This window comes from Pseudomonas sp. 8 R 14 (assembly GCF_900005955.1).
GTDB lineage: Bacteria > Pseudomonadota > Gammaproteobacteria > Pseudomonadales > Pseudomonadaceae > Aquipseudomonas > Aquipseudomonas marginalis.
Genome location: NZ_CVTH01000067.1, coordinates 1 through 19399 on the forward strand (window position 1 = coordinate 1; position 19399 = coordinate 19399).

Consider the following 19399-nt stretch of genomic DNA (forward strand, 5'->3'; position numbering starts at 1 on the left):
GCAGCCCCAATCAGGCTCCCTGTGTTCTGTCAGGTAAACCGCAGCGCCTGGTTTTGGGTCTGCTTCGCAGCCCCGCGCGGGGCAAGCCCGCTCACCACAGCAAGCCCGCTCGCCACTGGTTACTGTTTGCCCGTTCTATCTCTCAACTGATCAGCATTAGGGTAAGCCCCCTCCCACTTTTGGTTGTTTTTCACTTGAGGGTTGACGGCCAGGTGAATGACGAATACTGTACATAAACACAGTGTTTAAGCGCTGATCAACCAGGATGGCAACATCAGCCACGCCAAACACTGTGTGCAAGTTAATGGATTAACTTAATGCACAGGCTCGTTATACCGAGCCGTTTGATTGATAGAGAGGGAACTCATGTCCTATCCAGAAAGCAAACTCACCGGCTTGACCGGTTTCGCCCTCGCGGCAAAAGTCACTGGCGGCTGGTCCGGCCCTGTGGTCAGCATTACTACCCTGGATCAACTCAAGGCCAATATTGGCGACACCACCCCACGGGTATTGGTGATCAACAGTAATATCTCGGCGTCGAGCCTGACCAAAGTCAACTTGGGCGCCAACAAGACCCTGATCGGTTCGTTCCAGAACCGCACGTTGGAGAATATTCACCTGCGTGCAACCGCGCAGTCGCAGAACATTATTCTGCAGAATATTATCTTCAAGCATTCGGCGAGCATTAAGGCCAATGACGATATTCAGGTCTACCTGAACTACGGCAGCAAGTACTGGATTGATCATTGCTCGTTTGTCGGTCACAGCTGGTCCACCACTGACGGCAGTGAAGATAAACTGCTGTATATCGGTGAAAAAGCCGATTATGCCACCATCAGCAACTGCTTCTTTGGCAGCCACAAGTACGGGCTGATCTTCGGTCACCCAGCGGATGATAATAAGGCAGAGTTCAACGGTTATCCGCGCCTGACGTTGTGCCATAACCGCTTCGACAATATGGAAGTGCGCGCACCCGGCTTGATGCGCTATGGTTATTTCCATGTGTACAACAACTACATCAATAACTTCCACCTCGGTTTTACCCTGGCGCAGAACGCCAATATCCTGTCTGAAAGTAACTACTTTGGCGAAGGCAGCCAGAATAAAGGCATGTTGGATGACAAAGGCACCGGGACGTTCACTGATATAAACAGTGTGCCGCCGATCACCAACCAGAAGTCGCCCAAAGCACAATGGACGGCCAGTTCCAACTACGCCTATACCTTGAAGACTGCGGCGCAAGCCAAGGACTTCACCCAGAAGAATGCCGGTGCCCAGGCTGCGGCGCTGGTATTTGGTAGTTGATTAGCTAGCTTTCTACTGAGCTGTCATTTATTGCAAGTGCCACTGTATTTATATCAAGGATATAAATACAGTGATGGCCTTTGTAATATAAATAATTCTTCATGTTGCGATAAGCAAGTGCCCATGTTAAACCTTGGTGCGCACTTGCAGAGCCAACTATCTCTTGCTCTTTCAGTCAGGATTAAGTTGCTGGCTGTTCGGTGCTATTTAATCTTCGCTTGTCACTTAAGCGTCAGCAAAAGGACATCATCATGAAACATGCGAATCACGCACCCACTCGCTGGACACGGGCCGATGCGCTGAAAGTTAATGAAAATGACCCGACGACGACACAGCCGTTAGTGAGTCCTGACTTTCCTGTCATGAGTGACACGGTCTTTATCTGGGACACCATGCCCTTGCGTGAACTCGATGGCACGGTGGTATCGGTGGATGGCTGGTCGGTGATCTTCACCCTGACCGCCGACCGTCGCCCCCATGATCCACAATTCATCAATGCCGATGGCCGTTACGACATCAAGCGCGATTGGGAAGACCGTCATGGTCATGCGCGGATCTGCTACTGGTATTCGCGCACCGGCAAGGACTGGATCTTCGGCGGCCGTGTCATGGCCGAAGGGGTTTCGCCGACCACCCGTGAATGGGCGGGCACGCCGATCCTGTTGAATAACAACGGTGACATCGACCTGTACTACACCTGCGTCACGCCGGGTGCCACGATTGCCAAGGTCCGGGGCCAAGTCATTACGTCGGACACCGGTGTCACCCTCCAGGGCTTTGATCAGGTCAAGTCGTTGTTCGACGCCGACGGCACCTATTATCAAACCGAAGCGCAGAATGCGACCTGGAACTTTCGTGATCCCAGCCCCTTTATCGATCCCGTCGATGGCAAGTTGTACATGGTGTTCGAAGGCAATGTCGCCGGTGAGCGCGGCACTCACGAAGTGGGCCCGAACGAGCTGGGCCTGGTGCCGCCGGGGCACGAGGACGTGGGCGGTGCCCGCTACCAGGTGGGCTGCATCGGCATCGCCGTGGCCAAGGACCTCAACGGTGACGAGTGGGAAATCCTGCCGCCACTGGTCACGGCCGTTGGCGTGAACGACCAGACCGAACGGCCGCACTATGTGTTCCAGGACAACAAGTACTACCTGTTCACCATCAGCCACAAGTTCACCTATGCCGATGGCGTGACGGGGCCGGATGGCGTCTATGGGTTTGTCAGCGATCATCTGTTCGGGCCCTATACGCCGATGAACGCGTCCGGGCTGGTCCTCGGCAATCCGCCGTCGCAGCCGTTCCAGACGTATTCCCACTGCGTGATGCCCAACGGCCTGGTGACGTCGTTTATCGACAGCGTGCCCACCACCGGCGATGACTACCGCATCGGCGGCACCGAGGCGCCGACGGTCAGGATCGTGTTGAAGGGCGATCGTTCGTTTGTGCAGGAGGCTTATGACTATGGCTACATTCCGGCGATGCGGGATGTGGTGTTGAGCCAGTGACCGCAGTGCAAAACCCAGCCTGATTTCATCAGGTAGGTGGGAGGGGGCTTGCCCCCTCCCACTTTTTTTGACCGCATTTCAGCCTGCCTTCAAGGCTCAAGTCCTCGCCCACCTGGCCGATACAGGCACTAGCACCACGAGTGATCCCGAACGCGTAGGTGCACGCCTGGTCGTCGCTCAGGTCAACGAATAAAAATCAAAAGGGGTGGCCATGACCATATTGCAGCGTGTGATCGGCGGGTTTGCGGTGTTGGTGCTGTTACTGCTAGTCATGGCGGGGATCAGTTATCAGAACACGCAATCCATCAGCAGTCGCTTGAACATTATCACCGGCGAGTCGGCACCCTTGAGCCGGGCCGCCAGTGAGCTATACGTGCACATCCTGCGCGCCAACCAGGCGTTGCTGGCCCTTCAGATCAGCACCGACCCCAAGCAGATCGAGGACGGCAAGCGACCGTTCACCGAGAGCATCGCCCAGTTCAATCAATTGCTCGACAGCACCGTTGCCTATACGGGCGAGCATGAGGCGCTGCGCGCGAACCTGGCGCAGCAGCGCCAACAGGTAGCGGCCTACGCCGAACAGGCGCAGGCGCTGATGGCGTCCCACGTGCAACACGTGCAGCAATTGGCGCTGACGCGGCAACTGCAAGGCTACAGCAGTGCACAGGCGATACAACTGACCAGCTATCTGCGCGATTACATTGCCCATGCACGCAGTGTCGGCGAACCGCAACAGGTGGCCGCAGCGGAAAAGCTGCTGTTGGAGGTCAACAAATCCTACGATGGCTTCGCGGCTCATACCGTCACGCCGGCCATTGATAAATTACAGCGTGTGCTCAATCTCCAGGACGAAGTGATCAGCACCCGGGCCCAGGCCCTGGCGGCGATTGACCCCAGGGTCGGGCGGATTGCCGGCGTCATGGTCAATCGCCTGCTGAGTGACCTGACCGCCCCTGACGGCCTGTTCCAGGCTTATCAGGTGGAGGCAAAACTGGCCGCGCAGGTGCAGCAGCAACGCAGTGCGGTTGACGCGGCGCTGAAAGCCACCCTGGACAGGATTGGCGAGTTCGGCAGCCAGTCCCTGGAGGTCGCCAACCAGGCCAGCCAGTCGGCCAATGCGACCATCGGCACCAGCCGCAGCTTGCTGTTGATCGCGTGTGTGCTGGCGGTGCTGGCGGCGGTGGCGATTGGTACCTGGGTCGCCTTCAGCCTGCGGCGTCCGCTGGCGGCGTTTCGCGAAGTCCTCAAGACGCTTACTGCGGGAGACATGCGGGTCAGTTTCGATGTCAGCCGTAAAGACGAATTCGGTGAGTTGGGCGGTTACCTGAACGAACTGACCACGGCCCTGCGCAAAACCTTCCGTGAATTGATCGGCTCTGCCGATGCGCTGGCCGTTACCGCAGGCAGCAACGCCCTGAACAGCGAGCAGACCACCCGGGTGGTGGATGAGCAGAAGGACCGCCTGCAATCGGCAGCCTCGGCCATGACGCAGATGGAAAGCACGGTCGAAGAGGTGGCCCGGCGTGCGCAGGACACCCGCCAGGCCGTGGACGACACGAGTGAACTTACGCACAAGGTGCAGGCGCGTGTGGCCGAGACCATCGTCAACATTCGCCAGCAGGCCGACCAGGTGAACAAGGCCACGCAGGTGACCGATGAGTTGCAGAAGTACGGACAGAATATCGAGGGCATTGTTGTCGCCATTCGCACCATTGCGGAACAGACCAACCTGCTCGCCCTGAATGCGGCGATCGAAGCGGCCCGTGCCGGCGAGCAGGGACGCGGTTTTGCGGTGGTGGCCGATGAAGTGCGCTCCCTGGCCAGCCGTACCCAGACCTCGACCAGCGAAATCCAGGACATGATCGGGCTCATGCAGGAAAAGATTCACTCGGTGGTGCACGTGATGAACGAAAGCCAGGCGCAGTCCACCCAGTGCGTGTCCCTGGCCTCGGGCGCGGGTGACTTGCTGCTGTCGATGAGCGACTCGGTCGACAGTATCCGCGACATGAATATCCAGATCGCCGCCGCCACCGAGGAGCAGAGCGCCACGGTGCAGGAAACCAGTCGGATGGTCATCCAGATCAACGATTCGGCCCAGCAGACGGCAGACGGCGCCGAGCAGTCCGCCATCAGCAGCCACGAGCTGTCGGACATGGCCAAGGTGCAGCGCGAGCTGCTCCATCATTTCAGCGTTTGAGCCGCGGGAGTCAGAACATGAAAACATGGTTAATCCTCGCCTTGGGGGCGACGCTGTTCATTCCGGGCCCAGCCCAGGCCGCCACGCCCTTGCTGGGTGTAGGCATGGCAAAGTACGACGATAACTTCCAGACCCTGCTGCGCAACGGGGTGCAGCAACAGGCCAGCGTCATGAACGCAGACATCTTTATGGAGAACGGGCAGGACAGCGTCGATTTGCAGATGCGCCAATTCCGCAACCTGGTCAATTCCAAGGTGGATGCGATCATCTTCGCGATGGTCGACGGCAAAAGTGCGGCGCAGATGATGCAGCTGGCCTCGGATGCAAAGATCCCGCTGGTGTTCGTCAACCGCAACCCGAACCCGCAAAAGTGGCCGGCGCAGACCGCGTTTGTCGGCTCCAACGAGCTGGAGTCGGGTACTTTGCAGATGGAAGAGCTGGCGCGCCGCGCCGGTTACAAGGGCAACGTGGTGATTCTGGTGGGCGACCCCGCCAACGCGTCCTCCTTGATGCGCACCGAGGACGTGGAAAAAGTCGTCGCCAAATACCCCGATATGAAAGTCGTACAGAAAAAAGTCGGTAACTGGGAGCGTAGCCAGGCCGCCACGATTGTCATTGACTGGGTCAAGCAGGGCGTCGATTTTTCGATCATCGCGGCCAATAACGATGAAATGGCGATCGGCGCGATCATGGGGCTGGAAAAGGCCGGCAAGCAGGCCAAGGACTACTGGGTCGGCGGCATCGACGGCACACCGGACGGCTTGAAATTGATGGCTGAGGGCAAGATGGCGGTCAGCGTGTTCCAGGATGCCGCCGGCCAGGCCGGCGGCGCAGTGGATACCGCACTGCGCCTGGTACGCGGCGAGGTGCTGGAGTCGGCGGTGGTCTGGGTGCCGTTCAAGTTGATTACGCCTGAGAATCGCCAGGCGTTTGAATAGCACTGAGCACCTCGATCCAACCTTGGAATGCAGTCAAATGTGCTCAGGCAGGGGTATTGGTGAGCTTGGCATGGTACTGACCGATCATGCGAACCACCCGCCTGGCAATCAGAACACCCACCACAGGCGCGAGTGCAAACACCCCAAACAGCCACACCGCAGCGCTTGCGGTGCCTTCGACACCGCCGGGTTCAGTGAGGCCGGCGACGTTCGCGACCATGCCCGCCAGTGCCGCGCCAAACGCGGTAGCGAACAGCTGCACGGTGGTAATCGACGCGCTGGCAAGGTCCTGCTCACCGGCCGGCGCCACCTGGAACACCCGGGTCAGCAAGTGCGGCCAAGCCAGCCCCACGCCCAACCCAATCAGGATAAGCGCCAGGCAGATCGGTGTGAGCGTCTGCCCGCTGCCGTTGCTTTCGACGGGCATCAAGATGGCCAGCGCCACCATGCCCACCACGCCCAGGATCGGCCCGGCCAGGATCGCCCGTCGAATGTTGCTGCCCGTCACACCCGCGCTGGCGATTGACCCCAGCGTCCAGCCAGCCGCCATCAATGCCGCCAGATAACCGGCCACCAGCGGCGACTGGTGGTGCAGGACTTGAAGAAACAGCGGCACGAAGATTTCGCCACTGGTCACGGCCACCGCCAGCAATGACATCGTCGCGTACAGCGCGCCGAGTGCCGTGGTGATCCGAAACGCGCCGGCGGGCAACAGTCGATGGCGGGCGCGGCTTTCCGTGACGATCAGCAGCGCGGTAAACACCGCCGCCACGGCCAGCCCCAGCAGGTTCAGGGGCAGGGTGGACGAGACACTGCCGGCCGACACCGCCAATACCGCCGCCGTCAGCAGCACCAGTTGGGCGAGTGGCAACGGGGTCGGCGCAGCGCTCTCGGTGCTGCGCCTGGGCAGGACCGCCGCCGCCAGCACCGCGAATAACCCGGCCACCGGAATCAACGACCAGAACGCCGCGCGCCATATGCCCAGCTCGGCAAACACTCCGCCCACCGCTGGCCCGACCAGCGTCGCCACGCCCCACATCCCCGACACCAACGCCATCGCGCGCGGCCACAGGCTTTCATCGAACACCAACCGAATCATCGCGTAGGACAGCGCGAACAAGAACCCACCACCCAGTCCCTGCACCAACCGCCCCACGAGCATCACCGGCATGGACGGCGCAAACGCACAGGCCAAGGCCCCGCCGGCGAACACCAGGCTGGCGACCAGGTACGCCGCACGCGGCCCGAGGCTGCCAAGCAGGCGCGCCGACAATGCCGAGCCGAGGATCGAGGCGGCGACAAATAACGTGGTGTTCCATGCGTAGTAGTCGATGCCGCCGATGTCCTGGACCACTGACGGCAGAATCGTGGTGGCGATGTACACGTTGATCGCATGCAGCACCACGCCGCCTGCCAGTGCGAGCGAACGTACGCCGTTGGCACCGGACAACAGCGCGGCCCAGTTGGAGGGGGAGGGTTGAGGTGTGTCCATGCAGGCTCCGATTCAAAGGACTGAAGGCTTGCCAAGGCAAGCCGACACCCTTTATAAAACCTCATGTTTAGATGAGGTCAAGAGCTGGATGGAAGCGAAAATCGATGTGCGCATCCCCCTCGGCGTGGGCGAATTGGCCCGCCGCAGCGGCGTGACCGTGGCCACGGTGCATTTCTACGAAGCCAAGGGGTTGATTCACGCACAACGCAGCGCGGGCAATCAGCGTCGCTATCAGCGTGACGTACTGCGCCGGATCGCGGTGATCAAGGTCGCGCAGCGCGCGGGCATTCCGTTGGCGACTATCAAGGACGCGTTGGACGAACTGCCTTCAGGACGGCCATTGACGGCCAAGGACTGGACCCAACTCTCCACACGCTGGCGCGACCTGTTGAGTGAGCGTATCAACAGCCTCACTCAACTGCGCGACCAACTCGATGGCTGTATCGGCTGTGGATGCCTGTCCCTGGATGATTGCCCGTTACGCAATCCGGGGGATCAGTTGGGGCGGCTGGGGGATGGGGCCGTGTTGCTCGGGAAGTGAGGCAGTCAGCGCCGACCCGTGCGCGTACTCACATCCACCCACACCGCCAACACCAGGATGCTGCCCTTCACAATCATCTGCCAGTAACTGTCCACGTCCAGCATCGACATGCCGTTATCCAGGCTGGTAATCACCAATGCCCCGAGCAAAGCGCCATACACCGTGCCCGAGCCGCCGCGCATCGACGTACCCCCAATAAAGCACGCAGCGATGGCATCCAACTCGCCCATATTGCCCGCTGACGGTGAGCCCGCCGCGAGACGCGCAGTATTGACCAGGCCGGCGAGGGCGCACATCACGCCCATGATGCCGAAGATCCACAGTTTCACCGCCTGCACGTTGATGCCTGACAGGCGCGTGGCTTCCATGTTGCTGCCCACCGCGTAGACGCGGCGGCCGAACACGGTCTGGCTGGTGACGTAGCTGAACACGCCGAGCAGCACCAGCAACAGCAGCACCGGTACGGGGATGCCGTCGTAGCTGTTGAGGGTGGTGACAAACCCGGCGAGCACCGCGCCGATCACCCCCACGCGCAGCACATCGCGCATCAGGGCGTGCGGTGCCAAGCCATGCAGCGCGCGGTTGCGCCGTTGTCTCCAGGTCAAAAACAGAGTCAGGGCAAACAGCAAGACCCCAAGGCCAACCCCCACCGAATGCGGCAAATACCCCTGGCCTACATACACCAGCGACGGCGACACCGGCGCGATGGTGGTGCCGCCGGTGATCCCCAGCAGGATCCCGCGAAACGCCAGCATGCCGCCGAGGCCAACGATAAACGACGGAATGCGCAGGTAAGCGGTCATGTAGCCGTTGGCCAAACCGATCATCAAGCCGCACAACGCCACCAGGCTGAGGTTGGCCAGCAGCGGAATGTGATAGACCACATCCAGGATCGCTGCGAGCCCGCCCAACAGTCCCAGCAACGAACCCACCGACAAATCGATCTCACCGCTGATGATCACCAGCACCATGCCGCACGCCAGGATGCCGGTGATCGACATCTGCCGCAGCAGGTTGGACAGGTTGCGCGGGGTGAGGAAGCCGCCCTCGGTCTGCCAGCTGAAAAACAGCCAGATAAACGCCACGGCGATCACCAGTGCGAGCATTTTGTAGCGAGTGAACAGCTGTTTGACCTGATTCATCTACGCGGTTTTCCGATTGTTATTGTTTTGGCTGAGCGCGGCGGCGAGCACCTGTTCCTGGGTGAGCCCCTCGTTGATGAAGTCGCCACGCAACTGGCCGTCGCCGATGACCAGCACGCGGTTGGACACGCCGAGCACTTCGGCCAATTCCGAGGAAACCATGATAATCGACACGCCTTCTGCCGCCAGCGCGCCCATCAGTTTGTAGATCTCATACTTGGCGCCCACATCCACCCCGCGTGTGGGCTCGTCGAGGATCAGCACCTTGGGCTTGGCCATCAGCATTTTCGCCAGCACAGCCTTTTGCTGATTGCCACCGGACAGGCTGGTGATCGGCAGGAACGGGCTGGCGGTCTTGAGGTGCATGCGTGCGATCTGCTGGTCGATGCTGCCCAGTTCGGCCTCGGCATCGATGCGGGTCAGGTGGGCATAGGTGTCGAGCACCGCCAACGTGATGTTCTGGCCCACGCCCAGGTCAGGGATGATGCCCTGGCGCTTGCGGTCCTCGGGCACCATGCACAGCCCGGCGCGGATCGATTTGAGCGGCGTGCGCGTGTCGATCACCTGGCCGTCGAGCCACACCTCGGCGCTGTAGCGGCCGGGGTAGGCGCCGAACAACGCCGACACCAGCTCCGTACGCCCGGCGCCCACCAGCCCGGCTATGCCGAGGATTTCGCCGCGCTTGAGCACAAAGGAAATATCGTCGACGCGCTTGCGCTGGGGGTTGTCGACGTCATAGCAGGTGACGTTGCGCGCTTCGAAAATCACCTCGCCGATGGCACGGGGCTCGGTGGGGTAGAGGTTGCTCATTTCCCGCCCGACCATCTGCGTGATGATCTGCGGGATGTCCATGTCGGCCATGGCCGTGGTCGCGATGTGCTTGCCATCGCGGATCACCGCGATGGTGTCGCACACGGCCGCCACTTCATCGAGCTTATGGGAGATGTACACGCAGGCCACGCCCTTGGCCTTGAGGCCGCGGATGATGTCGAGCAGTACCTCGATTTCCGAGCGGGTCAGGGCCGAGGAAGGCTCGTCGAGGATCAGCAGGCGCGCCTGTTTGTTCAGGGCCTTGGCGATTTCCACCAGTTGCTGGTAGCCGCCGCCGTACTGTGACACCGGCAGCGCGACGTTCATGTCCGGCACCTTGAGCTCGCGCATCAACGCTTCGGCGCGGTGCAGCATCGCCGGGTAGTTCATGCGCCCGCCGGGCAGGGTCAGCTCGTGGCCCATGAAGATGTTCTCGGCCACCGACAGGTCGGGCACCAGGGTCAGTTCCTGGTGAATGATGACGATACCGGCGGCCTCGGTTTCGCTGATGGACTGGGCCCTGAGCGGTTGCCCGTCCCAGAGGATTTCCCCCTCCCAGGTGCCATGGGGGTAGACCGCCGACAGCACCTTCATCAGGGTGGATTTACCGGCACCGTTCTCGCCGCACAGGCCGACACATTCCCCCGGCCGTACCTTGATGTCGATGCCGTTCAGCGCGTGGACACCGCCAAAGGTTTTGACGATGCCGTTCATTTGCAGCAGGTAGTCGGACATACCATGGCTCACACACAGGACTGACGACATGACTGTAGGAGCGAGCTTGCTCGCGAAAAACGCCAAGTCACCGCGTTTATTCAGGCTTTCCGCGTTTTCGTTCGCGATCTTCGCTGGCAAGCCAGCGCCTACAGGCCGATCTGCTCTTTGGTATAGAACCCGTCCTTTTCCAACAGGTCGATATTGGCCTTGGTCAGCGGGGTCGGGGTGAGCAGGATGGTGTCGACTTTCTTGCTGCCATTGTCGTACTGCGAGCTGTAGGTGGGCTTCTCGTTACGCGCCAGTTGCACCGAGAGCTTGGCGGCTTCGGTGGCGATCAGCTTGAGCGGCTTGTACACGGTCATGGTCTGGGTACCGTCGATCACGCGCTTGACGGCTGCGAGGTCGGCGTCCTGGCCGGAGATCGGCACCTTGCCCGCCAGTTTCTGGGCGGCCAGGGCCTGGATCGCACCGCCGGCGGTGGCGTCGTTGGAGGCGACGATGGCGTCGATCTTGTTGCTGTTGCGGGTCAGGGCGTTCTCGACGATGCTCAGGGCTTCGGTGGGGTTCCATTCCTTGACCCACTGCTGGCCGACAATCTTGATGTCGCCCTTGTCTATGGCCGGTTGCAGCACCTTCATCTGGCCTTCGCGCAGCACCTTGGCGTTGTTGTCGGTGGGCGCGCCGCCGAGCAGGAAGTAATTGCCCTTGGGCGCCGCTTGCAGCACGCCGTTGGCCTGCATCTCGCCGACTTTTTCGTTATCGAAGGAAATGTACGCATCGATGTCCGCGTTGAGAATCAGGCGGTCGTATGACACCACCTTGATCCCGGCTTTCTTGGCTTCGGCGACCGCGTTGGTCAGCACGGTGGCGTTGAACGGCACGATCACGATCACATCGACGCCCCGGGAGATCAGGTTTTCGATCTGCGAAATCTGCTTCTGCTCGTTGGCATCGGCGGACTGCACAAAGACCTTGGCATCGAGTTTTTCTGCGGCGGCGACGAAGTAGTCACGATCCCGGGACCAGCGTTCCAGACGCAGGTCGTCGATGGAAAAACCGATTTTCGGGTGGGCGGAGTCGGCCATCACCGGCAGGGCGAGCAGGGCCAGGGCGGTGGCGAGCAGGGTACGTTTGAATGACTTCATGGTGGTGCGTCCTTTTATTGTTGTTGGAAAGACACTGGGTGAAGACTTTAGGCGAACACTGTAGGTGTGGCTAACCGGCGTGTTGTGGCAAGCCGGGCTTTTGTGGTGAATGGGCTTGTCGTGGTGAATGGGTTTGGTGTGGTGAGGGGGCTTGTTGTGGTGAGCGGGCTTGCCCCGCGCTGGGGCGCGAAGCGGCCCCAAACCCAGGCACCTCGGTGTGTCAGCTAAAAACACATCGCCTGCAATGGGGCCGCTTCGCGCCCCAGCGCGGGGCAAGCCCGCTCACCACAACAAGCCCGCTCACCACAATAACCCCCCCTCACCACACCAAGCCTCTCACCACACCAACCCCACTCATCACAACAAACGCAATCACCACACGGTCACCGATAAATAAACCGGTTGACCACCCCCTCCAGCATCTCCTGGCGACCACTCACGGCCTGCGGGTTCAGTTCGTGGGCAAACGCATGTTCGGCCAGAGACTCCAGGCTGAACTCACCGGCCAGCACGGCCTGGCCCAGCGGCTGCTGCCAGCCGGCATAGCGCTGGTCCTTGAACTGCTGTAACTGGTCGTTCTGCACCATCGCCGCCGCACGTTCGAGCGCCAGGGCGAGTACATCCATGGCGGCGACATGCCCGTGGAACAGGTCGACCTCGTCCAGGCTCTGGCGGCGGACCTTGGAGTCGAAATTGTAGCCGCCATTCTTGAAGCCACCGGCCTTGAGGATTTCATAGGTGGCGAGGGTCATCTCCTCGACGCTGTTGGGGAATTGGTCGGTGTCCCAGCCGTTCTGCGGGTCGCCACGGTTGGCGTCGATGCTGCCGAAGATGCCCAGGGACACGGCGGTGGCGATCTCGTGATGGAAACTGTGCCCGGCCAGGGTGGCGTGGTTGGCCTCGATATTCACCTTGATTTCATGCTCCAGGCCGTACTCATGCAAAAAGCCGAACACCGTGGCGCTGTCGTAGTCGTACTGGTGCTTGGTCGGCTCCTGGGGCTTGGGCTCGATCAGCAGGTCGCCCTTGAAGCCGATCTTGTGCTTGTGCTCCACCACCATGCGCATAAAGCGCCCGAGCTGTTCGCGCTCGCGCTTGAGGTCGGTGTTGAGCAGGGTTTCATAACCTTCACGGCCGCCCCACAGCACATAGTTGGCGCCCTTGAGCCGCAGCGTGGCGTTCATCGCGCTGAACACCTGGGCAGCGGCGTAGGCAAACACCTCCGGGTCCGGGTTACTGGCGGCACCGGCGGCAAAACGCGGGTTGCTGAAGCAGTTGGCGGTGCCCCACAGCAACTTGATGCCGGTCTGTTCCTGATGGCGCTCCAGGTGGTCGACCATCTGCGCGAAGTGGTTGCGGTACTCCTTGATCGAACTGCCTTCCGGCGCCACATCGGTGTCGTGAAAACTGTAGTAGTCGATGCCCAGCTTGGAGAAAAACTCGAAGGCCGCCTCAGCCTTGCCGATGGCCACGTCCATGGGCTCGCCACTGCGCTGCCACGGCCGCTTGAAGGTGCCCATGCCGAACATATCGGCGCCAGGCCACACGAAGGTGTGCCAATAACACGCGGCCATGCGCAGGTGCTCGCGCATCGGTTTGCCGAGGACCAGTTTGTTGGCGTCGTAATGGCGAAAGGCGAGGGGGGCATCGCTGCTGGGGCCTTCGAAGCGAACCTTCTCGACACCGGGGAAGTACAGCATGGCGTTTTCCTTATTGTTCTTGGCGGTGTCTGGATACTAGCAACGGCTCCTGGCCCGCTGATTATGAAAATCACCAAGGGGTGGTGCGATTTTGACCGGCGAGGGCTAGTCTGTTGCCACAGGCCCGAGGACAAAAACAATGAAAACCCTACCGCCCGTCCACCGTATTGCCCTGTTGTTCAACGGCAGCAAAATCTACGACCGTGGCATCATCGCCGGCATCGGCAATTACCTGAGCAGCACCCGTGCGTCCTGGGATTTGTTCCTCGAGGAGGATTTCCTCTGTCGCCTGCGCGGCATCGAGCGCTGGCAGGGCGACGGCATCATTGCCGACTTCGACGACCCGCTGATCGGCGAAGCGTTGGCCGACAGCACGTTGCCGGTGGTGGCGGTGGGTGGCTCGTATGAAGACGCGCGCGCTTATCCCAAGGGCATTCCCTATGTGGCGACCGATAACCACGCATTGATGAAGTTGGCTTACGAACACTTGATCGAAGCTGGCCTGACTCGGTTCGCCTGTTTCAGCCTGCCCGAGGCCCAGGCCAATCGCTGGGCCCAGGAGCGTGAAAAAGCCTTTCGCCGCCTGCTGCAACGGGATGGTCTGCACGTCGAGGTGTATCGCGGCCTGGGCACCAGCGCGCCGTTGTGGGACAGCGCGGTGGAACAGCAGATTGCCTGGCTGCACAGCCTGCCCAAGCCCATCGGCATCATCGCCGTCACCGACGCCCGCGCCCGACAACTGCTGCAAGCCTGCCTCACCGCCGGCATCGCCGTGCCGGAGCAAGTCGCATTGATCGGCATCGACAATGACCCCCTGACCCGCACCCTCACGCGCGTGCCGCTGAGTTCGGTGATCCAGGGCACGGAAACCATGGGGCGCACGGCCGCCGCCTTGCTGCACCAGATGCTGCACGGCAAACCGTGCGTGGGCACGCAGGTCCTGGTGCCGCCGGAGGCGATCAATGTGCAGGCCTCCAGCTTGCATCAACCCTTGGGTAATCCGTACGTGATGCAGGCGCTGCTGTTTATCCGCCAGTACGCCTGCCAGGGCATCAAGACCGCGCAGGTGGCGGCCTATGTCGGCGTGTCGCGCTCCTCCCTGGAAGCGCACTTTCGCAAGGTGCGCGGCTGCAGCGTGCATGACGAGATCCTGCGTTTCAAACTCGCCGCCGCCGCCAAGGGCCTGGAAAGCCACGAACTGGCGATTGCCGATATTGCCGCCAAGTGCGGGTTCAAGTCGGCGCAGTACCTGCATACGGTGTTTCGTCGCGAGTTTGGTTGTACGCCGCGGGAGTACCAGCAGGGCTAAAAGAGTAATCCCAGTAAGGAGGCTTTGACGGCAGCTTGGGTTTTGTTGTGGGCCTGGAGTTTGCGCATGGCATTGGCCAGATGAAACTTCACGGTTCCTGTGTCGATGTTGAGGATCAGGCTGATCTCGATATAGGTTTTGCCGATGGCCGTCCACCTCAAGGTCTCTTTTTCCCGTGCGGTCAGGGGGCGGTGAATTTCTGGCAGGCATTTGTCGGAGAAGAAGCGTGTCATCGATTCGTGCGCCAACTGCGTCAACCAGGTCAACTTGTTCTCGATGTGCTCAAGTTCAGTCGCTGAAATGCATTCACTGGAGCGCGATACCGAGAGTAAACCAATCGCGTCAGGGCCGCGTTGCGAAGACAGGCACCAGCCATGGTTGAGCTGGTAATGGCGCGCCTCCTCCCAGAAGGCCTGGTGCTGTTGTTGCTGTTGTGCGGCGGACCAGTGCAGCGGGATGGAGCGGGTCAGGCCGTGGGCAACGGTGGGGTCTTGGGAGAAGTAATTTTCGCTGACATACTTCTTTTCCCAAGCGCCTGGGTGGTTCGAAATCAGCACATATTGCGATGTGGCCAACGGGATTTTCAGTCCGTAAGAACAGAACTCGAAGCCCAGGTTGGACGTTATCGTATGAATTTTATTGAATAGTTCATGTTCGGTCATGCAGCCGGATACGGCTTCTATCAAGGTTTCTCGCCATTCTTTCACCGATCGTCCCTTCCATGGTCGGCACCCGTTACAGACGGGAGCGCGCCGATTATACCGCTTGTGCGCGTGACGGAGGGCGCGCGGTTGAACGCGATCGACCTGCCCATTCGGGCAGCTACTCAAAACGCCGCAGGTTTGTTGTACTTGCATGGATAATGCTGACGAGGTTCGAGAAGCCCCGTTAACCAAGCTCAGAGATTCAGGTAAAGCGGGTAATTTATGATTGCGTTGGCCCGAGGGCTGTTGGTGTTGCTGTGGATCGTGTTGAGCTTTCCGTTCTTGTGCCTCTACATGTTGATCAACACCTCAAAGAATAGAAATCTGTACGTGGCCTGCCGGGCCTATTCGGTGATCAATAAAATCTTCCGGGTGCGTGTCGATGTTCGTGGCTTTGACAGCGTTCCCACCACCCGGCCTTACATCTATGTGGCCAACCACCACTGCAACTATGACGTGTTGATCGTGGCGCATGCGCTCAACCCCGGCACGGTAATCGTCGGTAAACAGTCGCTCAAGTGGCTGCCACTGGTGGGGCAGTTGTATTGGCTGACCGGTAGTCTGTTCATTGACAGGAACAGCCCATGGGCATCCATCGGCAGTTTGCGCAAGATCGCCAAGCGGGTTGTCGCAGAGAATACTTCGCTGTGGATCTTTCCCGAGGGCACTAGAAACCATGGCGGGGAGATGCAGCCTTTCAAGAGTGGGGCGTTTCGGATTGCCAAGGATATCGGGGTTGGGATCATTCCCGTCACGATCAGCCCGGCGGTCAACCATATCGCCTACAACGCCTTGCGCAGCACCGACGTCAGCATCATCGCCCACCCGCCCATTGAGGCCGAGGAGGTGGTTGCGATGAGTGCCAAACAGCTGGCCAATCACGCCCGAGAGATTATCGCCAAGTCGATTCCACTGGGTTAGCCGTCGCAAACCGGGGGGGACCATCCGCCGATTTGCGCACGGGCGAGTCAGAACATCGCCTTGACCTGCAATCCCGGCACCAGCGCACTGTCGATGTTATCCCCCGGAAATGTCCCCGGCTCGATGATCAAAGATCATTCCCACGCTCCTGCGTGGGAATGCAGCCCGTGACGCTTCGCGTCACCTGTGCGCAGTAGCCGAAACTTGCAGCGCTCACCATGTGGGAGGGGGGCAAGTCGAATCGTCGCACCGCCCCTCCCACATTTTTAACGCGTTCAGGCAGTTGCTTTTGCGGGTTTCAGGCAGTCGATGGAGCGATCCACGGTGGTCTTTGCAATTTCCAGCAAATGCCACACGGCCAGAATCTTCGCCCGTTCGGGGTTTGGTAGCAGGTCACCGCAATCCAGCGCCGTGGCGGAAGCGCTGTCGAGCAAGCTGGCGGTGTAAAGCAAGGCGTCTTCGAAGCTCAGGTCTTCGTTGACCGAGTGGAGGCCTTGGGTGGGTAGGTAGTGGTCGATGGCGCGGTTGAAGGCGGCGCGGTCTTTGGCGGGGTCGTGGGATGGATCGGGGATAACTTTATTCATGGTGTACCTTCGCGTTGGATGAGAGGCCGACACCCTTCGCGACTAAACGAGGGTGGCGGCTGTACGCAGGTTAGTCGACCGGCTCCAACGCGAAAATACCGGCGCACCCGAAGGTGCCCTGCGCACAGCCACCATAAAACTCATGGAGGACCATGCACGCGTTGGAAGGTCAGGCGACTAAACCCGATCACTGATTTGGCAGTGACGGACCGCAGACTAGCCAGCGATTCCAACAGGCACAAGGCGGCAGGGATTGTCTAGGAAACGTCCTGCAATTAAAAGCGAGCCGACTTGCTGGCCCTTTACAAACCATGACTAAATGCCACTAACGATGCCGCTCACCTATTGAAATGCAGGCGATGTGGGAGGGGGCTAGTTGCTGATGCCGGAGCGCGGTGCAGGGGCACCGCGCGGACAGAGGGGTTATGGCAGGGCGTAGGCGATCACATAGTCGCCACGGTCGGTGGACTGGCGCGCACCGCCGGCGGTGACGACGATGTACTGCTTGCCGGTTTTCGGCGACACGTAGGTCATCGGGCCGCCCTGGCTGCCGACGGGCAGGCGGGCCTTCCAGATTTCATCGCCGTTGCCGCTGTTGAAGGCGCGCAGGTAGAAGTCCTGGGTGCCGGCGATAAAGATCAGGCCGCCCTGGGTCGACAGCGTGCCGCCGAGGGTCGGCAGGCCGATCTTGATCGGCAGGTGCATGCGGATGCCCAGGGGGCCGGTGTCTTCAACGGTGCCCACCGGCACTTGCCACGCGACTTTCTGGGTCTTCATATCGATGGCGGTGAGGGTGCCGAACGGCGGCGCCTGGCACGGAATGCCGGCCACCGACAGGAAGCGGTTTTTGTTCACCGCATACGGCGTGCCCTTGAGCGGGACCGCGCCCATGCCGGTGTTCAGCGCTTCGCCACCGGACGAGGACTGGGCCTTGTTCTGCGACGGCAGCATCTGGATCCACAGGCCCAGGCGCATGTCGTTGACGAAGATAAAACCGTGCACCGGGTCGGTGGAAATGCTGCCCCAGTTCATGCCGCCCAGGGAACCCGGGAAGCTCAGGGATTTATCCGTGCCCGGCGCGGTGTACAGGCCGTCGTAGCGCATGCCCTTGAAGTCGATGCGGCACAGCAACTGGTCGTACGGGGTGGCGCCCCACATGTCCGACTCGCTCAGGGTCTGCGCGCCGATCTGCGGCATGCCCACAGACTTGGGCTGGGTCGGCGAGTAGGGTTCGTTGGGGATGTTCGCGGCTTTGACCGGGACTTCCTTGACCTCGGTCAGCGGCTGTCCGGTGGCGCGGTCGAGTACATAGATCTGCCCGGCCTTGGTGCCGATTACCACTGCGGGTACCGCCTTGTCACTGCCCGGTGGGGTGAAGTCGATCAGGCTCGGTTGCATCGGCAGGTCGAAGTCCCACAGGTCATTGTGGACGGTCTGGTACACCCACTTTTCAGCACCGGTAGAGGCATCCAGCGCCAATACCGAAGCGCCGTATTTGTGGTTGAGCTGAGTGCGTTCCACACCGTAGATGTCGGTGGACGAGCTGCCCATCGGCAGGAAGACCGTGTTCATCAACGGGTCGTAGGACATCGGCGCCCAGCTGTTCGGTGTACTGCGCACGTAGGTCTTGTCGCCGGTCGGGGCCTGTTTGTCTTCCGGGTTGCCCGGGTCGAAGGCCCAGCGCATTTGCCCGCTGATCACATCGAAGCCACGGATCACACCGCCGGGCATGTCGGTTTGGACGTTATCCGCGACGCGACCACCGACCACCACGGTGGTGCCGGCGACCAACGGTGCGGACGACAGCTGGTAGTAGCTGTCCGGCACATTGCCCAGGCCGGCTTTCAGGTCCACCTGGCCATGGGTGCCGAAGTCTTCGCAGAATTTGCCGGTGTCGGCATCCACGGCGATCAGCCGTGCATCGATGGTGTTGGTCAGCAAGCGACGCTGGCACTGCGCACCGGCGGGAACGCTGGCGGCGATGATCGGCGAGCTGTTGGGCTGGGTCGGCTGGGCAATCGGCGCGGTGGCGTCGAAATACGCCATGCCCCGGCAACGCTGCCACACCGCCGACTTGGCGTTGACTTCGTTCTTCCACAGCTCTTTGCCGGTGTCGGCGTCGAGGGCGATCAGGTTGTTGTGGGGCGTGCAGATAAACACTTTGTTGCCGATCTGCAGGGGCGTCAGCTGGTCTTCGGCACCGTTGCCGTCGCTGAGGGCCACGTCACCGGTGTGATAGGTCCAGGCCACCTTGAGCTTGTCGACAGTGTCGCGGTTGATCTGGTCCAGCGCGGCGAAGCGGCTGCCCCCTTCGGTGTTGCCGTAGTGGGCCCAGTCTTTCTGCGCGTCGGCCGCGGCCACGGGCGTGATGCCTGGGCCCGCACCGGTCGGC

Annotated in this window: 15 protein-coding genes and 1 pseudogene; 8 read left to right on the forward strand and 8 right to left on the reverse strand. The window is 60.8% G+C overall.

Going from position 1 to position 19399, the window contains the following annotated elements:
* The first annotated feature begins 366 nt into the window (after nt 1-366).
* The 5 genes and pseudogenes from BFQ01_RS17580 (at nt 367) to BFQ01_RS17595 (ending at nt 5942) form a co-directional block, all read left to right on the forward strand.
* Nucleotides 367-1305 carry a pectate lyase family protein gene (locus BFQ01_RS17580; protein WP_065926251.1) on the forward strand — a complete coding sequence of 313 codons (939 nt, stop codon included), beginning with the start codon at nt 367-369 and terminating at the stop codon, nt 1303-1305.
* A gap of 251 nt (nt 1306-1556) precedes the next feature.
* Entirely contained in the window at nt 1557-2807 is a 1251-nt protein-coding gene (locus BFQ01_RS17585; RefSeq protein ID WP_065926252.1) for a glycoside hydrolase family 68 protein, read from the forward strand.
* 919 nt (nt 2808-3726) lie between these two features.
* Nucleotides 3727-4146 (forward strand): annotated as a pseudogene (locus BFQ01_RS33380) (HAMP domain-containing protein); the annotation flags it as partial.
* Nucleotides 4147-4248: 102 nt separating this feature from the next.
* Entirely contained in the window at nt 4249-5004 is a 756-nt protein-coding gene (locus BFQ01_RS33385) for a methyl-accepting chemotaxis protein (protein ID WP_370671265.1), read from the forward strand.
* Between the two features lie 17 nt (nt 5005-5021).
* Nucleotides 5022-5942 (forward strand): substrate-binding domain-containing protein, encoded by a 921-nt coding sequence (locus BFQ01_RS17595; RefSeq protein ID WP_065926254.1) that lies wholly within the window; start codon nt 5022-5024, stop codon nt 5940-5942.
* A 43-nt stretch (nt 5943-5985) separates the two neighbouring features.
* Here BFQ01_RS17595 and BFQ01_RS17600 read toward each other — a convergent pair whose 3' ends face one another.
* Entirely contained in the window at nt 5986-7434 is a 1449-nt protein-coding gene (locus BFQ01_RS17600; protein ID WP_065926255.1) for an MFS transporter, read from the reverse strand.
* 88 nt (nt 7435-7522) lie between these two features.
* Here BFQ01_RS17600 and soxR point away from each other — a divergent pair, with 88 nt between their 5' ends.
* Nucleotides 7523-7975 carry a redox-sensitive transcriptional activator SoxR gene (gene soxR / locus BFQ01_RS17605; protein ID WP_065926256.1) on the forward strand — a complete coding sequence of 151 codons (453 nt, stop codon included), beginning with the start codon at nt 7523-7525 and terminating at the stop codon, nt 7973-7975.
* 5 nt (nt 7976-7980) lie between these two features.
* Here the strand turns inward: soxR and BFQ01_RS17610 are convergent, their stop codons facing one another.
* The 4 genes from BFQ01_RS17610 to xylA form a co-directional block, all read right to left on the reverse strand.
* Nucleotides 7981-9117 carry a sugar ABC transporter permease gene (locus BFQ01_RS17610; protein ID WP_027603558.1) on the reverse strand — a complete coding sequence of 379 codons (1137 nt, stop codon included), beginning with the start codon at nt 9115-9117 and terminating at the stop codon, nt 7981-7983.
* The gene (xylG, locus tag BFQ01_RS17615; protein WP_065926257.1) at nt 9118-10662 is read right to left on the reverse strand and encodes a D-xylose ABC transporter ATP-binding protein; all 1545 of its coding nucleotides are present in this window, start codon (nt 10660-10662) and stop codon (nt 9118-9120) included.
* A gap of 128 nt (nt 10663-10790) precedes the next feature.
* Complete coding sequence (xylF, locus tag BFQ01_RS17620) at nt 10791-11789, reverse strand: D-xylose ABC transporter substrate-binding protein (RefSeq protein ID WP_065926258.1); 999 nt, start codon at nt 11787-11789, stop codon at nt 10791-10793.
* A gap of 383 nt (nt 11790-12172) precedes the next feature.
* A complete protein-coding gene (gene xylA, locus BFQ01_RS17625; RefSeq protein WP_065926259.1) occupies nt 12173-13489 on the reverse strand; it encodes a xylose isomerase in 1317 nt (438 codons plus the stop codon).
* 139 nt (nt 13490-13628) lie between these two features.
* Between xylA and BFQ01_RS17630 the strand changes: the two genes are divergently transcribed.
* A complete protein-coding gene (locus BFQ01_RS17630) occupies nt 13629-14798 on the forward strand; it encodes a XylR family transcriptional regulator (RefSeq protein ID WP_065926260.1) in 1170 nt (389 codons plus the stop codon).
* On the opposite strand, the gene BFQ01_RS17635 is transcribed toward BFQ01_RS17630, so the two are convergent.
* The gene (locus BFQ01_RS17635; RefSeq protein WP_065926261.1) at nt 14795-15505 is read right to left on the reverse strand and encodes an autoinducer binding domain-containing protein; all 711 of its coding nucleotides are present in this window, start codon (nt 15503-15505) and stop codon (nt 14795-14797) included. The two genes, BFQ01_RS17630 and BFQ01_RS17635, sit on opposite strands and share 4 nt — an antisense overlap.
* 219 nt (nt 15506-15724) lie before the next feature.
* On the opposite strand from BFQ01_RS17635, the gene BFQ01_RS17640 reads away from it, so the two are divergent.
* Complete coding sequence (locus BFQ01_RS17640) at nt 15725-16423, forward strand: lysophospholipid acyltransferase family protein (protein ID WP_065926262.1); 699 nt, start codon at nt 15725-15727, stop codon at nt 16421-16423.
* 275 nt (nt 16424-16698) lie between these two features.
* On the opposite strand, the gene BFQ01_RS17645 is transcribed toward BFQ01_RS17640, so the two are convergent.
* Both BFQ01_RS17645 and BFQ01_RS17650 read right to left on the reverse strand, forming a co-directional pair.
* The gene (locus tag BFQ01_RS17645; RefSeq protein ID WP_065926263.1) at nt 16699-17007 is read right to left on the reverse strand and encodes a DUF6124 family protein; all 309 of its coding nucleotides are present in this window, start codon (nt 17005-17007) and stop codon (nt 16699-16701) included.
* A gap of 423 nt (nt 17008-17430) precedes the next feature.
* Nucleotides 17431-19399: membrane-bound PQQ-dependent dehydrogenase, glucose/quinate/shikimate family (locus BFQ01_RS17650; protein ID WP_065926264.1), on the reverse strand; the 1969-nt coding region annotated here is incomplete at its 5' end.